Origin of the sequence: Acinetobacter sp. YH12108, from assembly GCF_013419055.1 — a bacterium.
In the GTDB taxonomy this organism is placed as follows: Bacteria; Pseudomonadota; Gammaproteobacteria; order Pseudomonadales; family Moraxellaceae; genus Acinetobacter.
Genome location: NZ_VPAW01000001.1, coordinates 208,880 through 227,177 on the forward strand (window position 1 = coordinate 208,880; position 18,298 = coordinate 227,177).

The window sequence follows — 18,298 nt, forward strand, 5'->3', positions numbered from 1 at the left end:
TCAGAAAAATGAAAATATCTTTTGTAACTTCGGTGGCCTGATCTTGGTTCTTGTGACACAACATTCAAATAAGCGTGTATTAATCCCTGAAATTTAAGATAGAATGAAATCGATTTATCCTGATTTATAATAACAGCCGCGTTGCTAGACTGAAGCAACTGACATGCTATTTCATTCAAACTTTTCGCAGCCCGGATGCGTTTATGCTGACACATTTAACTCTGATCAATTTTGCTTTGGCCGAGCATCTTGCTATTGATATTGATAAAGGTTTTAACGTTCTTACTGGTGAAACCGGTGCAGGTAAATCCCTGTTACTGGATGCTCTGTCTGCCTGTCTGGGGGAGCGAACCGATACCAATTATGTGCGTTATGGCACCGAAAAAGCGGATGTAACAGCAACCTTTAGTTATCAGGAAGACAGCCCTGAAGCGAGCTGGTTAAAAGAGCATGAACTGGATGATGAGTCGGGGGAGATTCATTTACGCCGGGTGATCTTTGCCACTGGCCGCAGTAAGGCCTGGATCAATGGTCGTCCCAGTAGTCTGTCTGAACTGAAAGAAATTGGCCGACTACTGGTTCAGCTTTATAGCCAGCATAGTCAGCAGCAACTTCTAGAACCACCTTATCCCAAACACTGGCTGGATCGCTATAGCAATTTTTATGCACCAGCTCAGGAAGTACGTGACGCTTATAGCACCTGGCATAAAAATATTCGCCAGCATCAGGCCGCGCTGGATGCACAAGCAACCCGTAAGCAACGTATGGAAACTCTGGAGCTGCAACTTGAAGAACTGGAAGAAGTCGTCCAGACGGATTATCAGGAAATTGAGCAGGAATTTGACCGCCTTTCACATCATGAAGCCATCATGCAGGATTGTGTCTATAGCCTGAATGGCCTGGATGAAGGTGAACAGAATATTTCGCAGGAACTGGCTTCAATTTTACGCCGTATGGAATCGCATGCCGGTCGTAGCGAGCAGCTTTCCCAGATTTATACCTCTTTACTGAATGCCCAAAGCGAACTCGAAGATGCGACGGCGACCTTACGCCAGTTTATGGATCGGCAAAGCTTTGATCCGGAACGTATGGAAGAACTGAATTCCAAACTGGAAGTGTTTCACCGTTTAGCACGCAAATACCGCACCCAGCCAGAATTGCTGAAAGAAGAATATGAGGCCTGGCAGACTGAACTTGAACAATTGCATCAGCTAGAAGACCCAGAAACTCTGGCTGAACAGGTCGAGGTCTCTTATCAGGAGTTTCTAAGCAAAGCTCAACATCTGGACCAGATTCGCCGTGATGCAGCCGAACCGCTGGCGAAAAAACTGACCGAACAGGTGAAACAGCTTGCCCTACCTGAAGCGCATTTTGAATTTAAATTTGAGCCTTTGGAACATCCATCAAGTGAAGGTTTGAGTTTTATTCAGCTTCTGTTTACTGCCAACAAGGGCATACCAGCACAACCTCTGGCACGCGTGGCTTCAGGCGGTGAATTATCCCGTATCGCCTTGGTGATGCAGGTGATGAATGCAGAAAAAACCGAAGCTGAAGTATTGGTCTTTGATGAAATCGACGTCGGGATCAGTGGCGGAACTGCGGAAATCGTGGGTCGCTTATTGGCTGATCTGGCACAGCATGTACAAATTCTTTGTATTACCCATCAGGCGCAGGTGGCTGCACAGTCCGACCAGCATTTATTAGTGAAAAAACGCCAGACTGATCCGGCCAGCAGTACCATTATTAATTTGGAAGAAAGTGAAATTGTACAGGAACTTGCACGTATGACGGGTGGCGTGGAAATTAATGAAACCACCTTGCAGCATGCACGTCAGTTAAGACAGTTAAAGTTTCAGCAAGCATGAATTATGCTTAATAAAAAATCCCTGACTAGTGCAGGGATTTTTTATTAACAGCTTTTAGTTAAAGCCAAAAATTACCATTTGACTGGTTGATCACTAGAACCTGGTGTCATTCCATAACCGGGTGACTGGTCATAAGCTTGACGAGTTTGTACAGGCTGCAATTTCAAACCTTGTAAAATCTCTGGATTAAGACCTTGAGCAATTTTGTCTGCAGTACTGTCATTTAAATCGTTCGTCAAAATATTCTGCGTCATTAAATTAGACAAGGTACGGTTAAAGATTCCGGCTGCAACAACTTTACTGGTCGCTGCTTCAATCACCCGCCAGCTTAGACTCACCTGAGCCGCGCCAGCATTCAGACCATACATCTGCTGCTCACTGGCACTAGATAAATCTTTAATCTGACCAACCAGCAAATAATCTGCGCCAACTTTCTGACCAATGCGTGCCAGTTCCTGTGGTGCGCCATCCCAATACAGGAAATCAGTTTCAGACTGCATTTCCTCAATATAGTGACGATCAACCACACTTAACTGTCCGCTTTGGGTCAGATAAGTGCCCAGTGTATCGGATAATTCCTGACTAAATTCACGGGCAGATCCCCCACCAGCCAGTCGATTATTTTTTTCTGCCATCTGGAATGGTAAAACAGCGATCCGGTGTAAATGCTGATCATGCACAGCAGATTCAAATTTAACTACATGAGCACGAACTTTGGCCCGATAATTATTCTTCGCTCCAGAAACACTGAGCACCTGGAATTTAGTAACTGAACCCGAGCCCTGATTGGCTACACTAAAGACCGGGGATACCTTGCCGGTATAGGTCCAGCCTTGATGATTCACTGATAAAGAAACGGTTTCTTCATAATCCATCTGCGAAGAAACCGAAGCACCATTTACTGATTGAACCGCTACCAATAACGCTTCAGAAATGGCCTGATGCTGTGTAGAACCACTGCCGCTGGCTTCTTTGATCACTTCCTTAATTGCTGCAAAAGCAGGTGAACTGAGCAATCCGGACAATAAGCCTGCAAGTAATATTTTTTTCATAATGAATTCTTCTGCGGTCACTGTGCCAAAGCACAGCAACCTTAATTTAAATTACAGGCCGAAAGTCGAACGCTTGCCTGCTTTACGGATTTCTTTCTCGCCAGTCCACTCGACAATTCCAGTCTGCAGGTTTTGCAATTTAAAGGTGAACTTGTAATACACATCGCTCTTGCTGCCCGCATTTTTTACAATGCTCGACAAGTTGCCATTTAGCATATATTCAGCACCGATATGACCACCGCTCCGTACAGCGGTTGCCTGATTCACCATGCCGCTCTGTTTTTGATAGGCCAGTTGTTGCGCCATCGCATTCACAGACTTCATATCCACAAACCGGAATTTTCCAGAGTTGATCAGCTTGTTCTGAATGCTGTCAGTAATGGATTCAGTATCAATATGTTCCTGAGTTTTATTGTGAATACGATCTACTACAATCACCGGGCGACGGTTTTGTGTCATCTGTACGATCGGCGGGAACATCAGCATGTCATCCACCATTTTCGCTGCGATCATTTGCAGATCAGTCGAACCGAAGTCAGTCGTCAAAGTTTCAACTGCTTGCGCATCGCCATAACTCACTGCACCAGTAGACGCACAGCCACTAACCAGAGTCGTTGCTGCCAATACAGCGAAAATCAATTTTGCATTCATGTTTAATCTCTCTTATTTTTTCAAGTACACAACAACATCGACAGCAGATGGATTTGGCGCCAGGGATTGCACGCCTTTGGTTTCACGGCCAGTTAACTGAATCGGCTTCCAGATGGCACCTTCAGGATTCACTTCCGCACCTTGCGCATCTACCCACACGATCTTGTAGCTAAAATCTTTGTTATTAAAACGACGGTTTTTGATTGCAATTGATGCGCGCTTCAAATCCCCTGCCGCACTCATATTTACGCGTTCTACAAATACTTCCGTACTCAGGATCGGGTTATTGGTGATCGTACGGATGCTGATTTCATTGCTTGAATTGGTCTGGGTCGACAAGGCATTCGGTGCAGTACACCCCACCATTAACAGTGCCCCTAAACCAAGTACTGCAAAGCTGAATTGATGTTTCATATCGTTCTCTTAGATTTTATTAATGTGGGATGGTGCTTACGCTGGCAGTAATCTTGTCATTGACATGATGTGCGTAGACAAAAACAGTTTGATTGGCTTTGACATCTAGATTGACAGCCGAACTAGAAAGACTGCCGCTAGAGAGCTGTAATTTATGATTGCCTGGGGCGAGATTTAAACGGGCAATCTGAGCATTACTTGGTAAGGTACTCCAGCCACGCAAGTCGGCACGTTCAGTTGACATATTAAGCACATTGCCGGCCACCTGACCCAAAATACCCAGCTGATTGCCCAACTGTTTTTGTGCCGCATATTTGGCGCTTGCACGCATGATTTGACTGGTCAGATTGCCTACTACTTTTTCTTTCAGATCTTTAACTGCCAGAGCGCCAATATCACTAATCACGTAGCTGTCTTGCATAGGCTTATTGTTAACTTTGACTTTTAAGCTTTTCGGTGCCACATAGGTGCTTGGTTCATAAGTCGCAAAAGCGATATTGACCAGACCGCCTGGTGTTGGCACATCAATCTTGTTTTCAACCTTTTGTGGCACAATGCCTTGCTCGATAAAGACAATCACCGGCACACTGCCACTTTTTGGTTTTGCTACTAACTGATTCAGGCGTTTTACATCTTGGGCAATCTGCGCATCTGGTTGTAATTCATAGGCCTTTTTATAATCTACCAAGGCATCATTATATTCACCCAAGGTTTCCCATAAATTGGCAGCCATGTAGAACGCATACGCATTCTGGTAGCTGTTTTTAATCTTGCCTGCAATAGGGTCCAAACCTATAAACGCTTCATCCAGTGCGCTAAGCGGATTTCCTTCAGTAGCCGGTTTTTTAACTTTATCTTTTTTTCTTTCCAGCTCTTTCTGGTGAGCCAGTTCAATTTCACGCTGCAGGCCTTGCGCGACCCGCATTTCTACGGATGCAGCTTCTAAATCTTTGAGAAAAATATAGTTTTTTGCCTGAGAAATATGTGCCAGTACCTGTTCATGTGGTGGCACCAGATAAGGAACGATTGAATCATTACTCATCAAAGCCAGAGCTTTAAAGCCCACACGGGATACACTGACTTTCGCACGATTTTGCTGTTTATCCAGCAAAGTAAAAGCCTGTTTATAATATTCCTGGCTTTGATCATATTGATGATTAACCTGTAATAAACGGGCTTGTTCTAACAGATATAAAACCCCATCTTTTGAATTAGTTTTATTCTTGAAATCTGTAATTAAATTTTCAGACAGTTCTGCATTTAAATGACTACGAAAAAAATTACCTTCTTCATTATATGTTTTGAATACTGCCGCATGGGAAATAATAGATGCTGAACATAGAGCAGAAATTAAAGTCCCTTTAAAAAAATGATGCATAACGATCCGTTAAAATAATAGAAGATTAAAAATCGGCGCATCTTACAAATAAAGCCAAATTGTTTCAATATGTAGTTTATGTATATATTGTGTAAAATTTAACTCTGAATAAACACATTATATTTACCTAAATTAAACAATATTGAATGAAATTTACAAATTATAATTGTTTTTAAGTATGAAAAATCTTTTCTATTATTGCTATATAAGTTTAACTCATTATATGTATTCATTAATAAAATAACTTATAAAAAATTAATAAAAAATAAAGCACTCCGCTTTAAATATAAAATTTAATATTTTCTTTTATTTAATTATTTAGTTTAATTATTAAACAATTAAAAATATATAAACTTATCCCTTATTGAATTTATTTTATATTCTTAGTCAATAATAAATGCACTCTAGAATTTACCATTCAATAAAATAAAACTGATTTTATTGATTTATTGAAAAAATAAAAAAAATACCTATTTGTAGTTTTTTTATACTCAGTATCTACAAAGCTAAGTTGTCAGTGGTGCATTTTTGTGGGATAAGTAAATAAAGGAATAGATAATTTGCAAATTGAAAATCCAGTCTTTTGCCCTGATAAATCATCTACCACGATCACAAACGATATAGACTTTTGGAGAGCCGCTCAGGTGACTAAACAATATCTGACTCATCGTTGTCTGATTGCGCCACCCCATGCAAATGACGATTTTTTTGCGCATACGGTCATTTATCTGGCCCGTCATGATGAAGATGGCGCTCAAGGGATTATTATTAACCGCCCTGCTGGCATTCAAATTAAAGAATTGCTGAATGATCTGGATATTGAGGCGGATAATGTCAATCCCCATGAAGTGTTGCAAGGTGGACCTTTGCGACCAGAGGCTGGTTTTGTCCTGCATACCGGTCAGCCGACCTGGCATTCCTCTATTGCTGTGGGTGAAAATGTTTGTATTACCACATCTAAAGATATTCTGGATGCGATTGCGCATAATGAAGGCGTAGGCCGCTATCAGATCGCCTTGGGTTATGCGAGCTGGGGCAAACATCAGCTTGAAGAAGAGATTGCCCGGGGTGACTGGCTGATCTGTGAATCCGATATGGACCTGATTTTTAACTTACCTTATAACGACCGCTGGGATGCTGCCTATAAAAAAATGGGCGTAGACCGAACCTGGTTATCTTCCGAGATTGGACATGCCTGATGTAAACGCGCCAAACACTATTATGGCGTTTGATTTTGGTACACAGAAAATGGGAATGGCAGTCGGCCAATCCCTGATTGAAAGTGCCAATCCCCTCCCTTTATTCCCCATGAAAGATGGGATCCCGAACTGGGATGAGTTACTGAAAATCGTAAAAAGCCATCAGCCAGGCTTATTTTTAGTGGGACTGCCACTGAATATGGATGATAGTGAATCTGAACTGTCGACACGGGCACGTAAATTTGCCCGCCGTTTACGTCATCAGACCAATATTGAAACCTTGATGGTGGATGAACGCCTGACCACTCGTGAAGCACGGGATGAACTGGATCATTATCAGGCACAAGGTCGTGGCAAAAAATTGTCTGCGGATAGTATTGCTGCTGCCCTCTTGATTGAAAGCTGGTATCGGCATCCGGCTGGACTGCAACCTTAAATTTTTTAAATATCAGTAATAGCATCTTTCGAGATGCTATTTTTTTTGAATTGAAGAATCTCTTTTTTAGTTCATTGGGGTACTTTTAATCTAAAAACAATAGAGTGCCTTCATCAATCATTTTTTAATTATTCAACAATGAGCAAAGAAACTCCCTTATCCTAATTTCTCCCTGAGAGAAAGAACTTTAAATACGAATGGACTAATATTTTTTATTTTATGAAGAGATTTAACTAAGGAAAAAAATAACGAAAGGTCAGGTTAATTCTAGGTTCTAAAACCCGAGTCGTTTTCCGGATACAATGTTTCCAGTAGTGTTGGGTCTGTCCTCGCATCACAATCAACTGACCACTTTGTAAAAGCAGATCTACTGTTTCATTCTCTGTTTTGTGTTTAAAGCTCATCTTGCGGGTTGCCCCCAAACTGAGGGATGCAATCACATTTTCCTGTGACGTTCCCTGATATAAAGCCGCTTCATCATCACTATGCCAGCCCAGACCTTGCGAACCATCTTCATATAAATTGGCCAGACAGGAATTAAAGGAATGGCCCACTAATTTTTCAATATACTGCTTTAACCGAAATAGCCCCGGTGTCCAGATATGGGCTTGTTTGGAACTTCCGGAATAATGATATTGATAGTGTTCATCGCCATACCAGACGACTTTTCGCCCAGTAATATAATGCTTGCCAAATAAAGTGACTTCATCCGCTTGCCAGGCCAGATGAGCTAAAAAATGCTGTAAATATTGCTGGCTCTGCTGCTCATTTAAAATCTGGCCATAATCCTCTACCACCCCATCAAAGGGTAATAAATTCATTTGAGGTTCTGACGCAAACAGGTCCAAAGTCATTTTAAAATCAGTCTAAAAATTTCAGTATCTTGCTGAAAAGATTGAGACTTATCCAGAGAAATTACAATCTAATTTCACAAATAAATACAACATTTACTCTTGTGAGTACCTTTATTCCTGCCTAGACTAAATTCAACTTTGACAATAAAAATAATTGCTTATGAATTTATGGCAGCTGTTTTTAAAACTTCGTCCCTTTGTCAGCCCTTATCGGCTCCTGGTGATTGCGACCCTCATTCTGACCCTGATCGGTTCCTTTACTGCTCAGGTCAATGCACTGACCCTGCAATATGCAGTCGACAGTATCAATGCTTTGCTGGAACAAGGACAAGGGCTAGATGAAGGCTGGCATATCCTGATCACTATCTCTGCCATTTTACTCGGTAAGGAAGTGGTGAATGCGCTGGTACAGTTTGGGCAGAAGTTTTATGGAGAAAAGCTGCGGATTTTTATTTCCCAAGATCTGGCTCAAGGCATTATTGAAAAGTTTTTAAAGTATCGGCTGGCATTTTTTAATCAGGATAATAATCAGGCCGGAAAATTGCAGACCCGGATCGACCGCGGAATTGGCTCCCTCACCCGACTGGTCCAGATCTTTTTCATTGATATTTTTCCTCTATTTACCAGTGCAATTGTCGCGCTCGGATTGATGTACTATGCCAATTTTTATGTCGGGCTGGTCGCCACAGCGATTGTACCGATCTACTTCTGGCTCACCTATAAACAGGCACAAAAACTTGGTGGATGGCGCCGTAGTCTGAGAGATGGCCGGGAAAAAAAGAGCCAAGGGATTCTCAGTATCATCAATTCAATTACGGTCATCAAATCCTTTAACCGGGAATCAATTGAATCAGACAAGCAGCTGAGCTTGCAGCGTGAACTGACCGATAACCAGATGAAAACCCGGCAAACCAGCTTCCTGTTTGATGGCTTAAAAACCTTTATTGAACAGATCGGCATAGTCCTGATTATTATTCTGACCTCCTATTTTGTACTGGATGGCCAGATGAGTATCGGCATGATCATGTACCATGTGCTGCTCTTTAATAACGTCTCTGCCCCGATTCGCTCGTTGCACCGGATTTATGATGAAGTGAATGATGCCATGATCTATTCAGAAAGCTTCTTTAATATTCTGGAAGCGGATGCTGAAATTGAGCAAAGCGGACAGCAAAAACCGCCAGTTAAAGGCCGATTTGAGCTAAGTGGCGTGAATTTTTATTATCCAAATGGGCATCATGCTTTAAAAGATATCAATATGGAGATTCGTCCCAATACCATTACCGCACTGGTAGGGTTATCTGGTGCTGGTAAATCAACCTTGATCAGTCTGCTCGATAAATTTTATGAACCACAGGAAGGCCAGATCAAGCTGGATGGGATCGACTTAAAAGATTATGACACTCAATATCTGCGTGATCATATCGGATTAGTATTACAGAAAAATCATATTTTCCAGGGCACAATTTTTGACAATATCCGTTATGGCAAAACCAATGCCAGTATGGATGAGGTGATTGCAGCTGCTCAAAAAGCCTCAATTCATGAACAGATTTTACAGCTACCGGATGGTTATGATTCCGATGCCCTGCAACTGTCCGGCGGTCAGCAACAGCGGATTGCCATCGCACGGATGTTCCTGAAAAACCCGCCGATTATTTTTCTGGATGAACCAACGGCAAGCCTAGATGCCATTGCAACAGAACAAATTAAACAGAGTCTGGATCAGATCAAGCAAGGCCGTACCGTGATTATTATTTCGCATAGCCTGTCTCAGATTATTGATGCAGACTATACCTATGTGATGAAAGAAGGTTGTATTGCCGAACACGGTGAACATGACGCGCTTTATCATCAGGACGGCGTGTATAAGGAAATTTTTGATGCAATGGCCAAGAGCCTGAATATTGAAAAAATTGCCAAGACTTTTGAAGATGATGCAGAGGAAGAAACGCATAGTTAGCTCTTCATTCAACTATCCCTAAAAAATAAAAGCGGTCTTTAAAGACCGCTTAAAATCAAGATTCATCGTCCAGTATTAAAACCGCATAATCCATTCACCCCTGATATAACGATAATCGTAATTCGGACCATAGAAAGAAGCACTGCGGTTATATCCGGCATTCATCCGCAGAAATTGCGAGCCACGAACAGGACTTTGTACATTAAGCTCAAATAGCCGGGTAGACTGGCTCGGATCCTGATTGATTTTTTCTCGGCCAAAGCCTGCCGTTAAGCCTGCAGACCAGCCAGCAAAACGCTGACGCCAGCCAAGAGCGAGCATCGATTCTTGATAATCTTCTGGGTTGAAGTACTCTCTACCCACATCTTCTTCACTGCTGCGATACATACGATAACGAGCCTGAAGCGTTAGACCCAGATCCAGTGAAGGCTGATAAATCAGTCTAAGGCGGCCATGATCACGGCGGTTATCATCCGAGAAAAACTGTGTTCCTGCTAAACCCACGAGAGTGACATGTTCACCTAAACCCTGATCCAGTGCAGCACCGACAAAAGTAAAGTTCGTTCCAGCATCAAGTGCAGGCTGGGTTTCGACCCAGTCACGATTGGCAAAAAGTTCTACTGCTGTCTTTTTTGCAAGTGCGGTACGGTAACTGCCATCAAAGGTTAATAAAGTATGATCACCTTGCTCAAACAACCCTGCTTCCAAGTTCCAGCCATTGGCTGTAGCGGACTCAATATCACGCCCAATAAATGAGACTTTCTGACCATCGCGTTTCCAGTCATCTGTCCTATATTGATAGGCACTGCCACGTACACCCAGATAATGATCGGCATCTTCATATTCGGGCAAGAATTCCGCTGATAATTTACGAGTCTGGAAGCCTTCACTATCGTCACTTAAAAAGAATTCCGTTCCAGCCGCTCGTTCACTTGATGTCTGATCTTCATTTAATCCATTGGCCAGGCTGGCAGTACTCAAACTCATGAGCAGAGGAACACATACATATCTGATTTTCATAGTGTTCATTTTGTTCCCCAGGTTTTTCGTGTTCTCAACACTTCATCCATATAGCCTAAAATACTGGCAGGTTGAAGCAGGAAGCTATAGGCCAATACGTACAATAAAAAGCCACTGAAGTTTTTGCGAACCTTAAGCTCCAGGTCATTAAACATTCTGCGTTCAATCGAATAATTTAAAAAGCCCAACAGGAATGCCATTGGCAATAACACCAAAGTCATGATCCCGACAATCCAGTAATGTCCGAAACATGCCAGAATGATTCCCGGAATAAAGCCAAAGGTAAAGGCAATATCCAGCCACGGGAAAAACAGGTTCCAGTAAATAAAAAATGTAGAGAGTCTTGGCTTGATTAAAATACTAGGATGTTTAATGAATGCCTCAATCATGCCACGAGCCCAACGCTGACGCTGTTTAACAAACACTTTAAGCGTCGTCGGTGCATTGGTAAACAGGCAGGCATCCTCACAATGGCCAATCCGATAACCTGCATTTAACAAGGCCCAGGTCAGTACAATATCTTCACCTACACATTCAGGCCAGCCGCCGACTTCAATCAGGGCATTACGGTCATAAATAGAGAAAGCACCTTGCGCTACCAGAGTTCCCTGATAAAGAGATTGCAGGCGTTTGGTTGCCGAGATACCCAGAAAATAATCCCATTCCTGAGTTTTGGTCAGCAGATTGGTACGCGAATTACGTACCAGAATTTTACCTGCAACCGCACGTGTATTTGGAGGATCTGCCACATAGCGCTCAACAATATTAATCAGAGCAATACGATGGAGATAAGAATCCGCATCGACGGTAATCACCAGATCATGTTCGGCAAGTTTCAGGCCTTCATTTAAGGCATGCGCCTTCCCTGCATTTTGCTTTAAATCTAGTAAAGTCAGCCAGGGAAATCTTGATTCTGCTTTGCGAACAATCTCTGCGGTTTCATCCTGAGAGCCATCATTAATCACAATAACCTGTAATTTTCCCGGATATTTTTGCTGGTTAATACTGACCAAAGTGTCTTCAATTGACGCGGCTTCATTGTAAGCAGCCACCAACATGGTAATCCCTGGATAAACTGCTAATGGCTGGCGTTTAGGGCGTCTGTCCATCATCAGGCTTAATGCCGCAAATGAGTTCATAAATCCTGGAATAATGGCAATACCATAAATCAGAAAAATAGCCCAAAAGTAACCAACATAAGTGCTCAAATCATGCAACCAGTCCTGAGCAATCCAGATGGAAAATACGGTCCAAAAACACGCACCCATTAACGCGATCATAAACTTTAACTGCACAGAAAAATAAATTCGGGAAGCTTCTCTTTGACTTTCATCAATGATCATGAATTTTCTCTTAAATATATAATTTCACTGAGTAAATTAATGCAGGGTTAGGTTTAGACCAGAAGTATGTGACTGATAACAAAAGAGCTTCGTTTTTCTTTCTTATCTATTGGTTTGATGAGCACATGAAAAAATCTTTTCACTTTCTGAAAATAATTCCATTTTCATAAATCAACCCGCATTTTGCTAAATTATATACAACTTTTGTATGTTTTTTGATAAATAGTTCACATTTATTTTAATTAAATTTATAACGATTATTAGTAATTGTTATTTATGTGGTTTTTCTCATAGTAATATTAGGGAACGCCTATCCTGTCTAGCTTTCACAATATCAAGAATATATTTTTGAAATAAAAAAAGCCTGCACAATGCAGGCTTTTTATCATTATTTAGGTTTGCTTAACGCTGAAATTTTTGTTCAATTTCTTCAACACTGCTATGCCGTACATCCAGGCCCTTGACCATATAAATAACCTGTTCCGAAATATTACGTGCATGGTCTCCAATGCGTTCCAGTGAGCGTAGTACCCAAAGTACATTGATCACTCGACTAATATGCCGCGGATCTTCAATCATATAAGTCATTAAGGTACGGGTAGCGGACTGATATTCCCGGTCAATGTCAGCATCGGCCTGCATTACGCGCAGCGCTTGGTCTACATCCAGACGAGCAAAGGCATCCAATGCATCATGAATCATCACTCGAACCTGATTACCAATATGTCGGGTTTCCATATAACCGCGTGGTGAACCACCCTCTTCACACAAAGTCTGGGCAATACGGGCAATTTTCGATGCTTCATCTCCAATCCGTTCCAGATCGGTATTGGCCTTGGACATGGCAAGCACCATGCGCAGATCAATAGCAGCAGGATGACGGCGAGCCAAAATCAGGGTGAGCGCCTCATCAATTTCACCTTCCAGGCGGTTCACGGTGTTGTCCTGAAACTGCACCTCAACCGCCATTGCAGCATCTGTATCCAGCAGCGCATGAATGGCATTGGCTACCTGCTGTTCTACCATGCCACCCATGGTCATGAACTTGGTATTTACATCCTGCAATTCTTCATTGAATTGCGAAGAAATATGATGACTGAGCACAGGATTATTGGGACTCAAGGAAATCTACTCCAGAACAGGAAAAGGCAAGAACACATCATGAAATGTCATTAAAGCATGACCATCATGAAAGTTTGATGACAACTCATTAGTCGTCTTTAAGAACGGTCATATTCAATGAGCCAGGCATTCATCTCTGCCAGTTCCTTTTCTGTCAATTGTCCTACTGAAGCCTGTAATTGCAATACATGCAGCAAATAATCATATTTAGCATTCAGATAGTCAGTCTTAGCAGAGAAGGCATTACGCTGCGCCAGCAATACATCCACCATGGTTTTTAAACCTTCCTGATATTGAGCTCTGGAAGCTTGAGACACAATATCTGAAGATTGCATCGCTGCTTTACGTGCATTGAGTTTGGCCTCATCCGTTTCTACCTGCAGATAAGACTGTTTGACATCGGTGTTGGCTTTGCGAATGGCAGCATCCAGTTGGGCTTCACTTCGCTGCACATTTACGCTGGCCTGACGAATACTTTTTTGGGTTCGGCCCCCGGTAAACAGGTTCCAGTTAACTTCGACACCAATCTGGTCAAAATCCCCATTGGTTGATAACACTGTTTCAGGGGTCTGCTTCAAATAGCCATAGGTTCCAACGGCTTCAACCTGAGGATAGAGAGCAGCCTGCTCCACCCGTTTGGCATCTTCAGAATAGCGTTTCTGCAAACGTGCCTGCAAAATTTCCAGATTCTGGTTTTGTGCCAGTTCGGTCCAGGAACCGATATTACTTGGAACAGGTTTCTGGAACTGGAAATCCTCACGCAGAACCGCCAGATTTTCCTGATAAGGTCCAATCAATTGAGCCAACTGTTCCTGAGCTAGAACCAACTGCACCTGTGTAGAAATCCGGTTAGCTTGCGCACTCTGATATTGGGCATTGGCTTCACTGACATCACTTCTCGCCACGAGCCCTTCTCGAAGTTTGGCATTCATCATCCTTAACTGTTCTGATAAAGCCTGCTCTTCCTGTAAATAAGCTGTGGTTAAAGACTGCTGACGTAAAACATTAAAATAGGCTTCTGCCACCTGCAAAATATGCTGCTGCTTTTGCAGACGTAAATTAACTTCACTGAGTTCTACCGAGGTTTTGACCTGCTTATAACCCTGCCAGGCATCCCAGCGGAATAAAGGCTGACGTGCAGTGACTGCAATCTGACGCGTGGTCGTACTCGAACCTTGTAGTTCCCCAAATTCGGCAGGCAAACCTTCTATCGATGAATTATCAGCAGACTGGTTTTTACGGGTTACATTTCCAGATAAAGTCACAGTCGGCAATAAATTTCCGCTGGCAATGCCCAGATTGAGCTGGTCCGACTGGTATTGCAACAGATTCGCCTGCCAGTTCGGATCATTCTGCTGGGCACGCTGATAAGCTTCAAGCAGATCCAGCGCAAACAGTGTCGGACTGACACCCAATAAACAGGCACTGACGATGAGTTTTAATTTCATTTTATAGTTTTCACCCCTACAGCCATTTCAATCATCAGATTAAGGCGCTTTAAACCCAGCAATACTAAAGATTTCTTTTGATTTTTTACGTATGACTTTTATTAATTTTCTCTTATAGATCCACGATTTTATTCAATATTCCTCCTATTTTCCCCTTCCTGCATCCTAGCTTAACAAAGCCATTCACAATACTACACATAGAACTTGAATTAGATCTATACAATATAGCTCCCAGTAAGGCAGTTATTTCTGATTTCATCTATATAGAGTCCTGAAGCATAGTGTTAACGCGAATTCATTCGATATTCAAAGTTTGTTTTGTTTTCAGTAGCTTGCTTTTCGTAGGCGGATGCCAGCAATCCTCAGAACCGCAAGTTGAAATGGAACAGGCCGAGGTTAAAACCGTTCAATCTCCCGCGAACGATTTCACCCTCATGTGTGAAAATATTGAAAAAAACATGTCCCAGATTAATGAACAGCGCACCACTTTTGCACTGGAACAGATTAATCAGGACCTTAAAGTGTGTCTGCCGCTCATGGAACTGGCCGAGCAGAAACACCTGATGCAGCGTTCCACAGAAATGTATCAACGCTTCCTGCATGTGGAACGTACCGAATTTCAGCAGCGTGCTTTCGAGCAATATGCCTTAGATATGGCTCAGCATCCTACTATTCAGCAAAGCCACTTTGAACAGTTGACCACACGCGACCAGTATTTATTGAAGCATAAAGGTCAGGCCTATGTAGAACTCTTAGATCAGGGCAATGGCACGTTGCAATATCGTCGTAGCCCGGAATATCTGGTACGTATCTTTGCGCCGTATTTACCAGCTGCCGAAAAGGTATTTATTGAAAATCTGGCTGAGCAGAATATGGAACCGGTCTTGGTCGAAAAACGCTTACAGCTTGAAGCTGCCAATATTGCCGCTCGCGCTTTATTCTGGGAAGATTATCTGCAAACTTATCCGAAAAGTAGCTATCAGCGCGATGCCGAATATCTGCTGAAACAATATACTTATTTCCTGTTCAGAGGCAGCGAGCAATCGCCAATCTCTGAGGATTATCGTGACCGTTATTCAGTAGAAACCAGCCATCTGGAAACTATTATTGGTCTAGCGCGTGGTCAGAAATCCAAGTTATCGACACAGGCGCAATTATTTTTAGAGTTTCTGGACATGAATCCTGAACAGCGTCAGCGTGCCTTAGCTGCGGAATATCGTGACCGTTCCAGCACTGAACAGATTTTATATTATGCTCAAGTCACCCCACCCTCACAGAACTATGGTAAAGACTGCTTTAAGGATGCGATCTGTCTTTAAAACAATCTTTTCTTAAAAATCGATGAGATAGCCGAAAATCAGCAACTCCTCCCAATTTAAAGCTACTTTTTAAATACCAACTAAGCTAAGATTTAGCCTCGCTTGACGGAGCGCGAGTAATAACTCGCTGAGATCACTTAAATCAGCCTTTTCGGCCATTTGATAGTGAGTACCGTTGAACCTGATCAGGTTAATACCTGCGTAGGAATCAAGCCATCTAAAAACGACTACCCTTGTTTTATCTACTCAGATAATTCTGTCCACGTTTTTGGTCGTGCTTGATTCGTTGATGTCATTCATAAGGATCATTGCAATGAGCCAGTTAACGAATCTTTCTTCTGAAACTCCCCTTACTCCACACGAACAGGAAGCGCGTGATCTGACCCGCATTCTGCCTGCTTCGCGTAAAGTCTATCTGCAAGGCTCACGTCCTGATATTCAGGTGCCCATGCGAGAAATTTCTCTCAGCGAAACTCCGACTGGTCTGGGCGGTGAATATAATGCACCGTTGATGGTCTATGACACTTCAGGGGTTTATACCGATCCAAATGTTGAAATTGATCTGAATAAAGGCCTACCAAATCTGCGTGAAGGCTGGATTGAACAACGTAATGACACAGAAATGCTGGATGATTTAAGTTCTGAGTTTGGTCGCCAACGTCTGCGTGATATCCGTACTGCCAATATCCGCTTTGCCCATATTCAGAAACCACGCCGGGCTAAATTTGGCCAGAATGTGACCCAGATGCACTATGCCAAACAGGGCATTATTACGCCGGAAATGGAATATATCGCGATTCGGGAAAACTTGCGTCAGCTGGAAGGTACCGATATGCGTCAGCATCCGGGACAGAATTTTGGTGCCAAAAATTTACAGGAAATCACCCCTGAATTTGTCCGTCAGGAAGTCGCTGCAGGCCGTGCCATTATTCCTGCCAATATCAATCACCCTGAACTGGAACCAATGATTATTGGTCGCAATTTCCTGGTCAAGATTAATGCCAACATCGGTAACTCGGCACTGGGTTCATCCATTGAAGAAGAAGTTTCAAAAATGACCTGGGCAACCCGCTGGGGTGCCGACACCATTATGGATCTATCGACTGGTCAAAACATCCATGAAACCCGTGAATGGATTATTCGCAACTCACCAGTGCCAATTGGTACCGTGCCAATTTATCAGGCACTGGAAAAAGTCAACGGTGTAGCCGAAGACCTGACTTGGGAAATTTTTAAAGATACCCTGATTGAACAGGCTGAACAGGGCGTGGATTACTTTACGATTCATGCGGGTGTGTTATTGCGTTATGTACCACTGACCGCGAATCGTCTGACTGGTATTGTGTCACGTGGGGGTTCGATCATGGCACAATGGTGTCTGGCACATCATCAGGAAAACTTCCTTTATACCCATTTCGATGAAATTTGCGAAATCATGAAAGCCTATGATGTGTCTTTCAGCCTTGGGGATGGCTTACGTCCGGGCTGTATTCAGGATGCCAATGACGAAGCGCAATTTGCCGAGCTACGGACTTTAGGTGAACTAACGCATCGTGCCTGGGAACATGATGTACAGGTGATGATCGAAGGTCCTGGCCATGTACCGATGCATATGATTAAGGAAAATATGGACCTACAACTGGAAGTCTGTAAGGAAGCCCCTTTCTATACCCTTGGGCCGTTAACCACAGATATCGCACCGGGTTATGACCACATTACTTCGGCGATTGGTGCCGCGATGATTGGCTGGTACGGTACGGCAATGCTTTGCTATGTGACACCGAAAGAACATTTAGGCTTGCCGAACAAGAAAGATGTGAAAGACGGCATCATTACCTACAAGATTGCCGCACATGCTGCCGACTTGGCCAAAGGTCATCCGGGAGCACAAGCGCGTGACAATGCCCTGTCCAAAGCCCGCTTTGAATTCCGTTGGGAAGATCAGTTTAACTTGAGTCTAGATCCGGACACAGCACGCAGCATGCATGATGAAACCATGCCCAAAGCGGCACATAAATCGGCTCACTTCTGCTCAATGTGCGGACCAAAGTTCTGTTCAATGAAAATCACCCAGAATGTGCGGGATTATGCCAGCCAGTTATCTGCTGATGAAACCCCGGCTGTAACGCAGGCAGAGATTGAAGCCGGCCTCAACCAGATGAAAAACGATTTCCACAGCTCTGGTCAAAAATTGTACCACAAGGTGTAAAACCGTAAAAAAAACAGTTGTTTTC

Annotated in this window: 15 protein-coding genes and 1 riboswitch; of the genes, 6 read left to right on the top strand and 9 right to left on the bottom strand. The window is 43.0% G+C overall.

All coding sequences use genetic code 11. The features are described 5' to 3' along the window. Positions 1-203 precede the first annotated feature (203 nt). Positions 204-1,865 carry a DNA repair protein RecN gene (gene recN / locus FTU46_RS01110; RefSeq protein WP_180002783.1) on the top strand — a complete coding sequence of 554 codons (1,662 nt, stop codon included), beginning with the start codon at positions 204-206 and terminating at the stop codon, positions 1,863-1,865. 71 nt (positions 1,866-1,936) lie between these two features. Here the strand turns inward: recN and FTU46_RS01115 are convergent, their stop codons facing one another. The 4 genes from FTU46_RS01115 to FTU46_RS01130 are packed head-to-tail and all read right to left on the bottom strand — an operon-like array spanning position 1,937 to position 5,360. After that, positions 1,937-2,917 (bottom strand): CsgG/HfaB family protein, encoded by a 981-nt coding sequence (locus FTU46_RS01115; protein WP_180053817.1) that lies wholly within the window; start codon positions 2,915-2,917, stop codon positions 1,937-1,939. 51 nt (positions 2,918-2,968) lie between these two features. Beyond that, positions 2,969-3,568, bottom strand: coding sequence for a penicillin-binding protein activator LpoB (lpoB, locus tag FTU46_RS01120; protein ID WP_180016615.1), 600 nt, complete (start codon positions 3,566-3,568; stop codon positions 2,969-2,971). A gap of 12 nt (positions 3,569-3,580) precedes the next feature. Beyond that, complete coding sequence (locus FTU46_RS01125) at positions 3,581-3,982, bottom strand: YcfL family protein (protein ID WP_180053818.1); 402 nt, start codon at positions 3,980-3,982, stop codon at positions 3,581-3,583. Between the two features lie 19 nt (positions 3,983-4,001). Beyond that, positions 4,002-5,360, bottom strand: coding sequence for a COG3014 family protein (locus tag FTU46_RS01130; protein WP_180104176.1), 1,359 nt, complete (start codon positions 5,358-5,360; stop codon positions 4,002-4,004). A 644-nt stretch (positions 5,361-6,004) separates the two neighbouring features. Between FTU46_RS01130 and FTU46_RS01135 the strand changes: the two genes are divergently transcribed. Both FTU46_RS01135 and ruvX read left to right on the top strand, forming a co-directional pair. Beyond that, positions 6,005-6,559: a YqgE/AlgH family protein gene (locus FTU46_RS01135; RefSeq protein ID WP_180104177.1), complete on the top strand. Its 555-nt coding sequence runs from the start codon at positions 6,005-6,007 to the stop codon at positions 6,557-6,559. Further along, the gene (gene ruvX, locus FTU46_RS01140; protein WP_034705889.1) at positions 6,552-6,995 is read left to right on the top strand and encodes a Holliday junction resolvase RuvX; all 444 of its coding nucleotides are present in this window, start codon (positions 6,552-6,554) and stop codon (positions 6,993-6,995) included. Before FTU46_RS01135 ends, ruvX begins: the two co-directional genes overlap by 8 nt. 233 nt (positions 6,996-7,228) lie before the next feature. Here the strand turns inward: ruvX and FTU46_RS01145 are convergent, their stop codons facing one another. After that, complete coding sequence (locus FTU46_RS01145) at positions 7,229-7,849, bottom strand: alpha-ketoglutarate-dependent dioxygenase AlkB (RefSeq protein WP_180104178.1); 621 nt, start codon at positions 7,847-7,849, stop codon at positions 7,229-7,231. 160 nt (positions 7,850-8,009) lie between these two features. Here FTU46_RS01145 and FTU46_RS01150 point away from each other — a divergent pair, with 160 nt between their 5' ends. After that, positions 8,010-9,812, top strand: coding sequence for an ABC transporter ATP-binding protein (locus FTU46_RS01150; RefSeq protein WP_180015031.1), 1,803 nt, complete (start codon positions 8,010-8,012; stop codon positions 9,810-9,812). 75 nt (positions 9,813-9,887) lie between these two features. On the opposite strand, the gene FTU46_RS01155 is transcribed toward FTU46_RS01150, so the two are convergent. The 4 genes from FTU46_RS01155 to FTU46_RS01170 all read right to left on the bottom strand — a co-directional run bounded on the left by FTU46_RS01155 (position 9,888) and on the right by FTU46_RS01170 (position 14,745). Continuing rightward, positions 9,888-10,841: a hypothetical protein gene (locus FTU46_RS01155; RefSeq protein ID WP_180104179.1), complete on the bottom strand. Its 954-nt coding sequence runs from the start codon at positions 10,839-10,841 to the stop codon at positions 9,888-9,890. After that, positions 10,838-12,175, bottom strand: a complete 1,338-nt coding sequence (locus FTU46_RS01160; protein WP_257224572.1) for a glycosyltransferase family 2 protein — start codon at positions 12,173-12,175, stop codon at positions 10,838-10,840. The genes FTU46_RS01155 and FTU46_RS01160 overlap by 4 nt, the downstream gene beginning before the upstream one ends. Before the next feature lie 402 nt (positions 12,176-12,577). Beyond that, complete coding sequence (phoU, locus tag FTU46_RS01165; protein ID WP_180015027.1) at positions 12,578-13,297, bottom strand: phosphate signaling complex protein PhoU; 720 nt, start codon at positions 13,295-13,297, stop codon at positions 12,578-12,580. Between the two features lie 98 nt (positions 13,298-13,395). Then, positions 13,396-14,745, bottom strand: coding sequence for a TolC family outer membrane protein (locus FTU46_RS01170; protein WP_180104180.1), 1,350 nt, complete (start codon positions 14,743-14,745; stop codon positions 13,396-13,398). A 281-nt stretch (positions 14,746-15,026) separates the two neighbouring features. Between FTU46_RS01170 and FTU46_RS01175 the strand changes: the two genes are divergently transcribed. Both FTU46_RS01175 and thiC read left to right on the top strand, forming a co-directional pair. Next, on the top strand, positions 15,027-16,064 hold the full coding sequence (locus FTU46_RS01175) for a hypothetical protein (RefSeq protein ID WP_179992200.1): 1,038 nt from the start codon (positions 15,027-15,029) through the stop codon (positions 16,062-16,064). 96 nt (positions 16,065-16,160) lie between these two features. Further along, a riboswitch (TPP riboswitch) is annotated at positions 16,161-16,289 on the top strand. A gap of 88 nt (positions 16,290-16,377) precedes the next feature. Beyond that, the gene (gene thiC, locus FTU46_RS01180; RefSeq protein WP_180104181.1) at positions 16,378-18,273 is read left to right on the top strand and encodes a phosphomethylpyrimidine synthase ThiC; all 1,896 of its coding nucleotides are present in this window, start codon (positions 16,378-16,380) and stop codon (positions 18,271-18,273) included. Positions 18,274-18,298: the final 25 nt, after the last annotated feature.